This is a genomic window from Nitrosomonas aestuarii, assembly GCF_003046585.1.
GTDB classification, from domain to species: Bacteria; Pseudomonadota; Gammaproteobacteria; order Burkholderiales; family Nitrosomonadaceae; genus Nitrosomonas; species Nitrosomonas aestuarii.
This window is the reverse complement of the sequence record NZ_QAAE01000005.1, coordinates 104,288-117,956: the sequence shown is the minus strand read 5'-3', so window position 1 is coordinate 117,956 and position 13,669 is coordinate 104,288. Positions and strand designations below refer to the sequence as shown.

11 protein-coding genes and 1 tRNA gene are annotated in these 13,669 nt (G+C 44.4%); 10 read left to right on the top strand and 2 right to left on the bottom strand.

Annotation, left to right across the window (positions count from 1 at the left end; translation table 11 throughout):
* The first annotated feature begins 85 nt into the window (after positions 1–85).
* Both ilvA and C8R11_RS06195 read left to right on the top strand, forming a co-directional pair.
* Positions 86–1,597, top strand: a complete 1,512-nt coding sequence (gene ilvA / locus C8R11_RS06200) for a threonine ammonia-lyase, biosynthetic (RefSeq protein ID WP_107794947.1) — start codon at positions 86–88, stop codon at positions 1,595–1,597.
* Between the two features lie 284 nt (positions 1,598–1,881).
* Entirely contained in the window at positions 1,882–2,928 is a 1,047-nt protein-coding gene (locus C8R11_RS06195) for a hypothetical protein (RefSeq protein ID WP_090699925.1), read from the top strand.
* 85 nt (positions 2,929–3,013) lie between these two features.
* Here C8R11_RS06195 and C8R11_RS06190 read toward each other — a convergent pair whose 3' ends face one another.
* Positions 3,014–4,423 carry an MBL fold metallo-hydrolase RNA specificity domain-containing protein gene (locus C8R11_RS06190; protein WP_107794946.1) on the bottom strand — a complete coding sequence of 470 codons (1,410 nt, stop codon included), beginning with the start codon at positions 4,421–4,423 and terminating at the stop codon, positions 3,014–3,016.
* 31 nt (positions 4,424–4,454) lie between these two features.
* On the bottom strand, positions 4,455–5,789 hold the full coding sequence (gene bioA / locus C8R11_RS06185) for an adenosylmethionine--8-amino-7-oxononanoate transaminase (RefSeq protein ID WP_107794945.1): 1,335 nt from the start codon (positions 5,787–5,789) through the stop codon (positions 4,455–4,457).
* Between the two features lie 215 nt (positions 5,790–6,004).
* Here bioA and C8R11_RS16110 point away from each other — a divergent pair, with 215 nt between their 5' ends.
* The 8 genes from C8R11_RS16110 to clpX all read left to right on the top strand — a co-directional run bounded on the left by C8R11_RS16110 (position 6,005) and on the right by clpX (position 13,414).
* On the top strand, positions 6,005–6,154 hold the full coding sequence (locus tag C8R11_RS16110; protein WP_181258180.1) for a hypothetical protein: 150 nt from the start codon (positions 6,005–6,007) through the stop codon (positions 6,152–6,154).
* A gap of 707 nt (positions 6,155–6,861) precedes the next feature.
* Positions 6,862–7,152, top strand: coding sequence for a co-chaperone GroES (gene groES / locus C8R11_RS06180; RefSeq protein WP_107794944.1), 291 nt, complete (start codon positions 6,862–6,864; stop codon positions 7,150–7,152).
* A gap of 68 nt (positions 7,153–7,220) precedes the next feature.
* A complete protein-coding gene (gene groL, locus C8R11_RS06175; RefSeq protein WP_107794943.1) occupies positions 7,221–8,876 on the top strand; it encodes a chaperonin GroEL in 1,656 nt (551 codons plus the stop codon).
* Between the two features lie 184 nt (positions 8,877–9,060).
* On the top strand, positions 9,061–9,819 hold the full coding sequence (locus C8R11_RS06170; protein ID WP_107794942.1) for a YciK family oxidoreductase: 759 nt from the start codon (positions 9,061–9,063) through the stop codon (positions 9,817–9,819).
* Positions 9,820–9,881: 62 nt separating this feature from the next.
* A tRNA-Leu gene (locus tag C8R11_RS06165) sits at positions 9,882–9,966 on the top strand.
* 144 nt (positions 9,967–10,110) lie between these two features.
* Positions 10,111–11,415, top strand: a complete 1,305-nt coding sequence (gene tig, locus C8R11_RS06160; protein ID WP_107794941.1) for a trigger factor — start codon at positions 10,111–10,113, stop codon at positions 11,413–11,415.
* Position 11,416: 1 nt separating this feature from the next.
* Positions 11,417–12,058 carry an ATP-dependent Clp endopeptidase proteolytic subunit ClpP gene (gene clpP / locus C8R11_RS06155; protein ID WP_090699942.1) on the top strand — a complete coding sequence of 214 codons (642 nt, stop codon included), beginning with the start codon at positions 11,417–11,419 and terminating at the stop codon, positions 12,056–12,058.
* Between the two features lie 78 nt (positions 12,059–12,136).
* Positions 12,137–13,414 (top strand): ATP-dependent Clp protease ATP-binding subunit ClpX, encoded by a 1,278-nt coding sequence (gene clpX, locus C8R11_RS06150; RefSeq protein WP_090699944.1) that lies wholly within the window; start codon positions 12,137–12,139, stop codon positions 13,412–13,414.
* Positions 13,415–13,669: the final 255 nt, after the last annotated feature.

The following is a 13,669-nucleotide window of genomic DNA, read 5'->3' as shown; positions in this document are numbered from 1 at the left end:
ATGAGATGCCATGATAGAATTCGTATATTCATAATTTAACAATAAAATAACCCATAATATCTTTTTGATATGTTTTTAGGCGTTTATGAAAAAAAATTACCTTGAACGAATTCTGACAGCACAAGTTTATGATGTTGCGATAGAAAGTCCGCTGGACAATGTGTCAAACCTGTCAGCGCGCATTCATAATCAGGTATTACTGAAACGTGAAGATTTGCAGCAGGTTTTTTCATTCAAGTTGCGCGGCGCTTACAATAAAATGCTTAAATTATCGCCCGAGGTACGCAATCGCGGTGTGGTAGCGGCGTCGGCCGGAAATCACGCGCAAGGTGTTGCATTGGCAGCGAAAAAACTGGATTGCAGCGCGACCATCGTTATGCCGGTTACTACGCCACAGATCAAAGTACAGGCGGTGATCGCGCGCGGCGCGACTGTGGTGCTGCATGGCGATTCATATAATGACGCCTACGACCATGCAATAAAGCTGACCGAGGCGCAGCAGGCAACTTTCATTCATCCGTACGACGACCCGGATGTAATCGCCGGACAGGGTACCATCGGGATGGAAATCCTGCGCCAGCATACCGGCAATATTCATGCCATTTTTGTACCGGTCGGCGGCGGTGGATTGATTGCCGGAATCGCTGCGTATGTCAAACGACTCTATCCTGAAATTAAAATCATCGGCGTGGAGCCGGTGGATGCCAATGCACTGTATCGTTCATTGCAAAGCGGGCGCCGCGTCAAGCTGACGCAGGCCGGTTTGTTTGCCGATGGTGTGGCTGTAAAGCAGGTTGGTAAGGAAACGTTTCGCTTATGTCGCGAACTGGTTGATGAAGTCATTCTGGTGGATACCGATGCAATTTGCGCTGCAATCAAGGATGTGTTTGAGGATACCCGCAGTATTCTGGAGCCTTCCGGCGCGCTTTCAATCGCAGGCATGAAGGCGTATGTGGAGAGGGAAAATATTCTCCATCAGACGTTGATCGGGGTTGCATCCGGTGCGAATATGAATTTCGACCGCTTGCGGCATATTTCCGAGCGTGCAGAAATCGGTGAACATCGCGAAGCGGTTATGGCGGTCACGATTCCGGAAAAACCGGGCAGTTTCAAGAAATTTTGTAATTTACTCGGTACAAAAAGTATCACGGAATTTAATTACCGCTATTCAGACTCCATGGAAGCGCATGTTTTTGTCGGGATCTCTGTACGCAATCGCGAGGAAACCGAAAAGCTGATCGCCGACTTGCAAAAAAGCGGTTTGAATACACAGGATATGAGTAATAATGAAATGGCCAAGCTGCACATACGTCATCTGGTAGGCGGACATGCGCCGGAAATTCAAAACGAGATACTTTATCGTTTTGAATTTCCGGATCGACCCGGTGCGTTGATGGATTTTCTGAACGCGATGAGTCATAACTGGAATATCAGTCTTTTTCACTACCGTAACCATGGAGCGGATTACGGACGTGTTTTGATCGGCATACAGGTGCCGCCGGACGAAAAATCGGATTTTAAAGCTTTTCTGGATCAGCTCGGCTATCGTTACTGGGATGAGAGTAAAAATCCGGCGTATAAGTTGTTCCTGGGTTAACGAACATTGAGATTCAATTACGTTTGTAATTTCGGGGTGACACATTGACTAACTTATCAGGCTGTTGAAATGTGCATTTGCTTTTTGTAAACGCTACTTTTTTTGCGGCACATTATGTGCCCGCTGAAAGTCGGCTTTCAGCCGTTCATAATCTTTTTTAGCAGTTTAGTTTTATCGCCAGTTTTTGTTTGGAGCTTGTAGCGCGCATGAGATAGTAAAGTAACCAGTAACCGGTTAAGGATAAACGATAAAGTATTTTGATGATTATATCGGGAGAGTCATAAATGAATGAATACATAGCAGAGTTTTCGAACCTGTTCGCTTTTGATGAACTGGTTAAAAGAAGCTGGCAGGAGATTGCACTTGTTTTGTCACCATCGGTTTTGTTGATTTTTCTGTTGTTCGGTTACATTGGTTTCCTGAAAACAAAACTGTGGCAATGGACGATATATGTGACTTGTTTTGTTCTTCTTGTCGTCTACATGCCTTATGAACTGATGCGGCAGTCAACTGAAATGTCCAGAGCGCAAGCCAATATCGATGAAATACACGACGGCCTGCAGGAATTTCTTGACGCTGCCAAACTGGGATATGTCAGCAGCTTAAATTCTAGCGAAGTGGCCGCCAGTATGTTGGATGAAGTGATTGATGGACTTGATGCGCAGGAAAAAAAAGAATTAATCGTGATTTCGTGGATCATGGCGGAAAATGAAAAGCAGGCGCTCAGACAAATTGATAACAAGCAAAGATTATTGGCGGATGATATCAAAACGAGCGTGAGCACGGCTAAAAATGAAATTATTGATTCCAGAGCGCCCGTTGAAAAAATTTCCGGTGATGTGGTCAAACGGCTTGAAGCGGATGTGAATCATTTGTTGGAGGATAAAATGAATGCCTTCAAGCAGGAAATTGACAATACCCTGGATAATTTTGAAAAAGATATTAATACATTTATACAGGTCGAGCTAGGTACCTATGAAGAAAAACTGGCTGCAATAACCCAGCAGAATGTGGATGAGTTGAGGGACTATTCCAGCAAAGCGAGCAGATCAATTGCGCAGCACGTCAACAAAATTAATAAAGAATCCCTGCAAAGACTGGATGACACCAAAGTCAGCATAGACGGGATTGGCGCAGCAATTAGTAATATCGATCTTCAGGCAGTGATCAGACAGATTTCCGAGCTTTCATCCAAAGTTGAAAGCGCACAGAAAAAGAACGACATTCTATTCGAATATAGTGAATGTATGCGTTCTACGGGTATGCTTGATCTGGGTGGCAAGAAAGACGAATGCAAGAGCGCATTAGACAGCGCATTAAACGAATTATAAATCGCATCGACGTGACTCTGGCGATCATTGGTTTGACGGCAATGGTTGTCAGACAGCATTTTGCCTTGTCTATGGACGCTGTTTTTTACAGGACAACAACTGTTTTTTGCTCGGGCACGGCAACATTCTGCCAGTGCAGCTTTTCTTGAATTGCTGTTGCCATGGAATTTGCATTGCTTAATTCTCCATGCACCACAAAAGTTTTCTCTGGTGCGGACTTGAAATGACTGAGCCAGTTTAGCAGCGCTTTCTGATCGGCATGTGCAGATAACCCGCCAATCGTATAAATATCCGCCCTGACAGGAGTATCCTGTCCAAATATCTTGACGATTTTTGCGCCGTCGACCAAACGCCTTCCCATAGTTCTTGCCGCTTGGAAACCGGTGATAATGATACTGCATTCCGGGCGACTGAGATTGTATTTGAGGTGGTGTTTGATGCGTCCCGCATCGCACATGCCGCTGGCGGAAATAATGATCGCGCCATGCTTGATTGTATTGAGGCGCATCGATTCTTCTACGTCTTGAACAAAATGAATACGCGGTTTTTTGTCATTCGTATCCATCCATTGCATTGCCTCCCGGGTCTCCTTATCGAGTAGCGCGATATGTTTCGTGGTAATGTCCGTAGCTGCCAGCGCCATCGGTGAATCTACGTAAATATCCATTTCGCCCAACCTGCCAGCGCGATGCAGGTCGATCAGCAAAAACAGCATGTCCTGCGTGCGGCCTACAGTAAAAGCCGGAATAATGATGTTGCCGCCCTTATCGATGAGCGTGTTGTTAATCGCATAAACCAGCTCGTCTAGAGTGTCGGACATGTTGCGATGCAGTCGGTTGCCATAGGTCGACTCGACCAGCAGTATATCTGCATGATGGATTGGCGCCGGATCACGTACGATTGGATGGCCCGGTTGTCCGAGGTCTCCGGAGAAGACGATTTTCCTGGTTTTTGTGCCGCTGCTGATCCAGAGTTCAATGATAGCCGAACCCAGAATGTGGCCGGCATCCCGGAAAACGCAACGGACTGAAGCATGTGGCGAAATTTCAGTGTCGTATTCTACATTTTTCAGTTGCCTGAGAAAATTTTCCGCTTGGGCGACAGTGTACAGTGGTGCATATTCCTGCAGTGAACTGTGCTTGCGCTGTGCTCCCCGTTTTTTGTTGCGCCATTCGGTTTCCTTTTCCTGAATATGGGCGCTGTCCTTGAGCATCACATGCAGTAAATCATTTGTTGCCGATGTTGCATAGACCGGTCCTCTGAAACCCCAGACGCTTAATCTGGGCAATAGACCGGAGTGATCGATATGCGCATGTGTGAGCAAAACGAAGTCGATTGTTTCCGGATCAAAATTGAATGCCGTACGGTTTTTTCCGTCTGCTTCGCGTCCGCCCTGAAACATCCCGCAATCAATTAAAATACGCGTATCCGCTGTTTCAAGCAGATAGCATGATCCTGTCACCTCGCCCGCGGCACCTAAAAAAGTCAGTTGCATAATAAAAAGTGTAGTCAGATTATTGGAGTTATTAAAGTGTGTTGAGTATATGCAACGTACCGTTGACGAGTAAATCAATTTCTTCTTCAGTGATGATATAAGGCGGCATAAAATAAACTGTATTTCCAAGTGGACGAAGCAATAATCGTTGTTTCAGCCCAGCCTGGAAAAATTTGTGTGAAAATTGAAGATCTTTCGTTTCAACCTCAAATGCCCAGATCATGCCGCAGTTGCGGAAATTCACAACCTTAGGGTGAGACAAAAGGCCAGTGGCGGCATCGTTAAGATACTTTGCCTTGACTTGATTGGTTTCAAGTATGTTGTCCTGCTCAAAAATGTCCAGCACCGCCAGTGCGGCACGGCAGGCTAGTGCGTTGCCGGTATGCGTATGCGAGTGCAGGAAAGCATGTGCCGATTGATCATGATAAAAGCCCTGATATACGGTATCGGTTGTCAATACAACTGAGAGCGGTAGGTAACCACCGCTCAAACCTTTGGCCAGACATAAAAAATCAGGCGTTATTTTGGCCTGTTCACAGGCAAACATGGTACCGGTGCGACCGAAGCCAACGGCTATTTCATCGGCGATCAAATGCACTTGGTATCGATCGCATATTTCTCGTGCGCGTTTCAGATAAACCGGATGATACATGCCCATGCCCATCGCGCCCTGAATAAGCGGTTCAATAATGAGTGCCGCTGTTTTTGCATGATGTTCAGCCAGGTGCTCTTCAAGCGCAGCGGCGGCCCGTAATGCATGGCTCTCGGCAGATTGGCCTTCATTGGCATAGCGCCAGTCCGGCGTCATGACATGCGTGCAGGGTCGTAGCAGTGGCGCATAGGTTTTTTTAAAAATGGCCACATCGGTTACGGATAATGCACCCAGTGTTTCACCATGATAATCGTTTTGCAGGCTGACGAAATGCGTTTTATCGGATTTGCCGGCAAGCTGCCAGTAATGAAAGCTCATTTTCAGGGCGATTTCGGTCGCTGATGCGCCGTCGCTGGCGTAAAAACAATGCCCAAGATTGCCGGGGGTGATGGCTTTCAGGCGCTCGGACAAGGCGATCACTGGCTCATGCGTAAAACCGGCCAACATGACATGTTCAATTTTATCGAGTTGATCCTTGATTGCCGCATTAATCACCGGGTGGGTATGCCCGAACAAATTCACCCACCACGAGCCGATTGCATCGAGATAGCCGTTATCATCCGCATCATATAGCCAGACACCCTTGCCGCGCACAATCGGTACCAGTGGAAAAGTTTCATGTTGTTTCATTTGCGTGCAGGGATGCCAGACAGCATCCAGGCTGCGTTGCTGAAATGGAGATATTGTAGAAATTTTAGATGTGGTAGTGGTCATAATTGTGTATCGAGTTGAAAATAAAATGATGTATAAATGTTGAACGTTAATGATCAGACGAACAGCTTAAATAGACTAAAGATATGTCAGGGATGGTAAACCGATTTCAGGCAGCTTTCCAGTCAAGTGGATAAGCGGGTTTGAGCATTCATCAATTACACTGACATAATGCATACTGTTCTGTCCAGTATTGTTAACCACAATGCAAATGAATCATGTCCGCAAAAAATATTGAATCTGATAAATCCAATATCGACCGCAGCGAACTAATCAGCCGACTGTGCAAATTGGCTGAGCGAGACCGTGAAGCAGTAGCGGAGTTTGCCGCGGGTTGTGAGCTGCAGGTGCTGCCACTTACAACGTGATAGAGTATTTTTGATCCATGCAAAAAAAATCAACGCGAACATGTGCAGAGTCTGTGTGCTGCTTGCATGTCGGGATTGGAATATCGTTTGTTTAGTGACAACATCTAAACTACCGCACATAATCCGCGCCAGCTGAAACGTTTGTATAACAGTTTTAATCTGTTGCGCCATTGGTGTGGCAACGATCAGGCCAGCGATCATATGCTGGTGCTTTTCTGGCTTGAATATTCAGACAGCCAGACAAACAAACAAAGAACGTGCTGCTACGCGGAAATCGAGTGAACTATGAGTGTCATTGCACACTCATTTTAAAAAATAATAATGCGCATTATGGAATTATCGAATAGCAAGTCATGCCATCTGCCTTGCTAGCACTCGATAGGCTGAAAGGAATTTAAAAGAACCAAATAAATAGTCGGTTGACGGTGGTAAACAGACGCCAACAGACCGCCTTGCACTCGCTTTATTGAGTTTCTCGTTTTCTACAGTTTTATGGGCATTAAAAAGAGTCTTAAAAATTTTTATTGCGCATGGTCTTGAAATTCTCAATCATAGCCCTTATTATTGTTAGCACTCATTGATGGCGAGTGCTAACACCGTTCGGTATTCTCAGAATCTTGAGTTTGTCAGGATTGCTTATCAATTGATAAACAAATTATTCCATATAGTTATAGCTTTAAATTTTTTATTTAATAGGAGACAAAAGCATGAAAATTCGTCCATTACATGACCGCGTGATCGTCAAACGGCTGGAAGAAGAGCGTAAGACAGCATCTGGTATCGTGATTCCAGATAGCGCTACTGAAAAGCCAGATCAAGGCGAAATCCTGGCCGTTGGTAAAGGTAAGGCGGGTGACGATGGAAAGGTGCGTGCATTGGAAGTCAAAGTGGGCGACAAAGTATTGTTCGGCAAGTATTCCGGGCAAACAGTCAAAGTTGAGGGTGAAGAACTTTTAGTGATGCGAGAAGAAGACATTATGGGCGTGATTGAAGGTTAGTCAGTCTGAATGAACCGAATCAATTGACTTGCAAAACAATATTTTAAAGAATTAGGAGAAATAAGATTATGTCAGCAAAAGAAGTGAAATTTGGAGATGTGGCGCGCCATAAAATGATGGATGGAGTGAACATTCTGGCCGACGCTGTAAAAGTGACGCTGGGACCAAAGGGCCGCAATGTGGTGCTGGATCGTTCATACGGTGCGCCGACAATTACCAAGGATGGTGTTTCAGTTGCCAAAGAAATCGAGCTGAGAGACAAATTCGAGAATATGGGCGCACAGATGCTCAAAGAAGTATCGAGCAAGACATCGGACGTGGCTGGTGACGGTACCACGACAGCAACTGTGTTGGCGCAGTCGATCGTGAAGGAAGGACTGAGATACGTTGCTGCAGGCATGAATCCGATGGATCTGAAACGGGGTATTGATAAAGCAGTAATCGCTACTGTTGAAGAACTCAGAAAAATGTCAAAGCCTTGTGCGACCGCAAAGGAAATCGCTCAAGTTGGTAGTATATCCGCAAACTCGGATAATGAAATCGGTAAAATTATTGCTGATGCAATGGATAAGGTTGGGAAGGAAGGTGTGATCACCGTTGAAGACGGGTCCGGACTGCAAAATGAACTGGAAGTGGTTGAAGGTATGCAATTTGACCGCGGTTATCTGTCTCCCTATTTTGTAAGCAGCGCTGAAAAACAAATTGCTTTGCTTGAGAATCCTTATATCCTGTTGCATGATAAAAAAATCACCAATATACGCGATTTGCTTCCGGTATTGGAGCAGGTTGCTAAAGCCAGCAGACCATTATTGATTATCGCGGAAGATATTGAAGGTGAAGCGCTGGCAACACTGGTGGTTAACAATATTCGCGGCATTTTGAAAACCTGCGCTGTAAAAGCGCCTGGTTTTGGCGATCGCCGTAAAGCCATGCTGGAAGATATTGCGATTCTTACCGGTGGCACAGTTATTGCTGAAGAAGTCGGTCTGTCGCTTGAGAAAGTAACGCTGGATAACCTTGGCGAGGCTAAACGTGTAGAAGTAGGCAAGGAAGATACCACCATCATCGATGGTGCAGGCGAGGCTGCTAATATTGAGGGCCGGGTTAAACAAATCCGTGCGCAAATAGAAGAAGCGACCAGCGATTATGACAAGGAAAAACTGCAAGAACGCGTAGCCAAACTGGCGGGTGGCGTTGCCTTGATTAAAGTAGGTGCCGCGACAGAAGTAGAGATGAAAGAGAAAAAAGCACGCGTAGAAGATGCCTTGCATGCAACTCGAGCAGCTGTTGAAGAGGGAGTGATTCCAGGTGGAGGCGTTGCCTTGCTGCGCACCATTCCTGCCGTGCAAAAATTGAAAGGCGACAATCATGATCAGGATGCAGGCATAAAAATTGTGATTCGTGCACTGGAAGAACCGTTGCGTCAAATTGTAACTAATTGTGGCGATGAGCCTTCAGTGGTTGTCAACAAGGTTGTCGAAGGTAAAGGCAATTACGGTTACAACGCTGCTACCGGTGAATATGGTGATATGGTAGAAAGTGGTGTGTTGGATCCAACCAAAGTAACGCGTTCAGCACTCCAGAATGCGGCTTCAGTTGCCAGCTTGATGCTGACAACCGATGCAATGGTTGCTGAGTTGCCAAAAGATGAATCTGCCGGTGCTGGCATGGGTGGCATGGGTGGCATGGGTGGCATGGGCGGCATGGGTGGTATGGATATGTAATAAAAGCCCAAATGCAATGGCGCGCATAGCGCCAAGCTTTCTGGTTCAGATAAGCAACAGCTCTCTTTTTAGAGGGTTGTTGCTTTTTTTTAAGCTTGAAATTTGAATTGATTGTGTGAATATCATGCGAATCCTGTTCCTTATTCGTTTTTTGTTATGATTGATACATGTTACATTCCTTTCTATGAATAAATATAAAGATTATTCACCACCTGAAAATTTGCTGCAGAATCGTGTGATTCTTGTGACCGGCGCCGGGCAAGGATTAGGGCGTGCGGCGGCAATAGCATATGCAAAACATGGCGCGATTGTCATTCTTCATGGTCGAAATGTAAAAAAACTTGAACGTGTATATGATGAAATTGACGCACTTGGTAAAACGCAACCCGTTATCTATCCGCTGGATTTTGAGAAAGCCACAGAAAATGATTTTTTGACTTTTGCGCATGCGATTGCTGAACAATTGGGGCGTCTGGATGGGATTTTGCATAATGCTGCTTTTCTTTATGGGCCGAGTCCTATAGAAAATCAGACGCTTGAACAATGGCAAACGCTGTTAAGAGTTAATCTGATGGCGCCATTTGTATTAACAAAAGCATGTCTGGGGTTATTGAAAGCTGCGCCGGATGCCAGTGTCATCATGACGACAAGTATGCAGGGCCATAAACCAACAGCTTACTGGGGCGGATTCGCGGTTGCTAAGGCGGGAGTTGAAGCGTGGGTTAAAATGCAGGCGGATGAATGGGAAGCGCTGCCCAATTTGCGGATCAATGCGTTAATTCCGGGCGTGGTAAATACGCCACAGCGAGCCAAAACACATCCCGGTGAAGTCAAGCAGGCATTGCTGCAACCAGATGATTTAATGCCTGTTTACTTATTCTTGATGGGGCCGGATAGCGGAAAAATAAGCGGAGACGTTATTTTGTGCCAGGCGCAGCAATGAGTGCTCATCATGGAATAAACGGGTATAATCATTGAGTTGAGTCGATGATAAAGTAGAACGAGGCGAAAGTGGCGGAATTGGTAGACGCACCAGATTTAGGTTCTGGCGCCGCAAGGTGTGGGGGTTCGAGTCCCCCCTTTCGCACCATCAATACTGCATGGATTCGGCATCAGATTCTGTCGAAAATTTTTTGAAAATAGAGCAGTAAAAAATCATATGCGCATATGATTAGAGTTTAGTAAAGTTTTTAACAATTCAATTTATTATATTGTCATTTAATCAGGAATTTTAATGCGATCAAATGTAGAAAGTCTCGGTGCATTGGAGCGTCGTATAGATATATCAATTTCACAGGATCAAATACAGGATGAAGTAAATAAACGCCTGAAACAACTGGCAAAGAAGACCAAGATGCACGGTTTTCGCCCTGGCAAGGTTCCGTTAAAACTGGTATCACAACGATATGGTGCAGAGATCGAACAAGAAGTACTCGGAGATGCGTTACAGAGAGAATTCAGTGAAGCTGTCAAAGAGCATGATCTGCAAGTTGTCGGCTATCCGCGGTATGAAGCGAAACAGGATAATGAAGATCCGGAGCAAATTGCATTCAGTGCTCAGTTTGAGATATATCCCGAAATTGTGTTAGGCGATCTGAGTCAACAAACAGTAGAAAAACCAAAGACTCAGGTCAGTACGGATGATGTCGATAAAACAATCGAAATGATTCGTAAGCAACAGGCTCAATTTCAAGAATCAGAGCACGCGGTTATGGATGGGGATCGCGTCAAATTAGATTATCATGGCAAACTGGACGGCAATGATTTCGAGGGTGGTAAGGCTGAAGATGTGGTTCTGATTGTGGGTGAGGGGAAATTTATGAAAGATTTTGAGGCGGCGCTCGTGGGCCTGAACGCTGGCGAAGAAAAATCTTTTGATGTTGTGTTTCCGGAAGACTATCACGGTAAGGAAGTTGCTGGAAAATCGGTTGTTTTTGAAGTGAAACTGAAACTTGTTGAATCACCAGTTTTGCCTGAAGTTAATGAGGAATTTGCCAAGCTGTTGGGCATTCAAGATGGCGATCTGGATAAAATGCGTGACGGCATACGCCATGACCTGGAACGTGAAGTTTTAAAACGGATTAACTCCAGACTGAAAGAACAGGCCATGCGCTGTTTAATGGACACCACGTCCATCGATGCGCCTAATGCTCTGGTCAATAAGGAAATAGAACGATTAATAGAAAATATGCATAAAGATTTTGCTTCGCGCGGTATGAATGCAAAAGATATGCAGTTGAAACCAGAGATATTTAAAAGTAAAGCTGAGCACCGAATAAAACTGGGGCTCATTTTGGCAGAATTGTTGAAAGTACATAACTTAAAAGCAACACCCGAGCAGATACGTAAGGTCATAGAGGATACAGCGCAAAGCTACGACAATCCGGAAGAAGTTGTTAAATGGCATTACGCTTCTAAAGAACGTTTGCAGGATGCGGAGTCACTGGCACTGGAGGAAAATGTTGTGCAATGGGTTCTGCAACAGGTAAGTGTGGTTGAGAAATCTGTGACTTTTGACGAATTGATGGGAGTAGCCTGATATGACAGTTGAACTCGAATGGCAGCGTGATATGGAACCAAGTAACCTGGGTCTGATCCCAATGGTAATAGAAACAAGCGGGCGAGGAGAGCGTGCGTATGATATTTATTCACGCTTATTAAAGGAAAGGGTTATTTTTCTGATTGGCCCTGTTAATGAAACATCTGCCAATCTTGTAGTTGCGCAATTGCTGTTCCTGGAATCTGAAAATGCAGAAAAAGATATTCATTTGTATATCAATTCTCCCGGCGGAGTGGTGTCTGCTGGACTTGCTATTTACGATACAATGCAATACATTAAATCAGATATCAGTACGTTGTGCATTGGGCAAGCTGCGAGTATGGGTGCCATGTTGTTGACGGCCGGGGCCAAAGGAAAACGTTATTGCCTGCCTAATTCTCGTGTCATGATTCATCAGCCTCTCGGCGGTTTCCAGGGCCAGGCGTCGGATATAGAAATTCATGCCAAAGAAATATTGTATCTAAGATCGCGATTAAATGAACTTATGGCGAAGCATACTGGCCAACCTGTATCGGAGATAGAAAAAGATACTGATCGGGATAACTTTCTGAGTGCTGAAGAGTCAGTCAAATATGGATTGGTTGATGCTGTGTTAACGCACCGAGATGAAACTGCTGATTAAGTTGTATGATCAATGTATAAACTAAATTTTATTTTTTAACAAATGCCATAAACATAAATGATGCCAGGATAAATATATATGCCAGACAAAACTAATAGTGAGAAACTGCTTTACTGTTCTTTTTGCGGTAAAAGTCAGCATGAAGTCAGAAAACTGATAGCTGGTCCTTCAGTTTTTATATGTGATGAGTGTATAGAACTCTGTAATGACATCATTCGTGAAGAAATGCAGGGTGATGAAGCGACCAAACTGGTTAAATCCAACTTGCCCGTGCCTCATGAGATCAGTCAGACGCTGAATCAATATGTCATCGGCCAGGAATCTGCAAAAAAAATACTGTCGGTTGCTGTCTATAATCACTACAAACGTCTGAAGAGCCTGGCGAAAGTGAACGATGACGATGATATAGAACTTTCCAAAAGTAATATCCTGCTGATTGGCCCGACAGGTTCAGGTAAAACATTATTGGCTCAAACACTGGCGCGGTTGCTGGATGTGCCTTTTATCATGGCTGATGCTACAGCGCTGACCGAGGCTGGTTATGTTGGCGAAGACGTTGAAAATATTATTCAGAAGTTGCTTCAAAAGTGTAATTATGACGCAGAGAAAGCGCAACGTGGTATCGTATATATTGATGAAATTGATAAGATATCACGTAAGTCAGATAATCCTTCAATTACGCGCGATGTTTCTGGAGAAGGTGTGCAACAAGCATTGCTGAAGTTGATTGAAGGCACAACTGCGATGGTTCCTCCTCAAGGTGGGCGTAAACATCCAAACCAGGAGTTTGTACAAGTTGACACCACGAATATACTATTTATTTGTGGCGGTGCATTTGATGGTCTCGATAAAGTTATACGTGCACGTTCTGAGAAAGGTGGCATTGGATTTGGTGCCGATGTAAAAAGTCGTAATCGTAAAGATATCAATAAGGTACTGCAGGGTGTGGAACCCGAGGATCTGGTTAAATTCGGTTTAATCCCGGAATTTGTAGGACGTTTGCCAGTTGTAGCAACACTTGAAGAATTGAATGAAGATGCCTTGGTTCAAATTTTAACCGAACCGAAAAATGCACTGGTTAAGCAATATTGGAAAATGTTTAACATGGAAGGTGGCGTAGATTTGGAGTTCCGTGAAGCAGCACTCAGAGCGATAGCCGGAAAAGCTTTGTCACGCAAGACTGGTGCGCGTGGTTTGCGTTCTATCATGGAAGATATTCTACTGGATATTATGTATGATCTCCCATCATTGGAAAATGTTACAAAAGTCGTGATTGACTATAACTCAGTGAATGAGGACATCAAACCTATTCTGATTTATTCAGATGAACAGAAAGTTGCCAAAACTTCCAGTTAGTAGCCATTGATTTACATGGATTACGCATCACTTCTTTATGCGGCATTATGAATTGATGCGTCATTTTTCTTTATTTCTTCCTTTCTAATCCCTTTGTTATTGAACAATAAAGGGATGGCATCCACTGCACCAGATTAAAACGAACCTTATTAATCAAGTGCAAAAAAACCTTCAGTAATCTTTTAAAGATTTGAATCAAATAGAAAAAACACTCTTGTTCTTGTTATTTACCAAGTGGATATCTGTTACTGTATA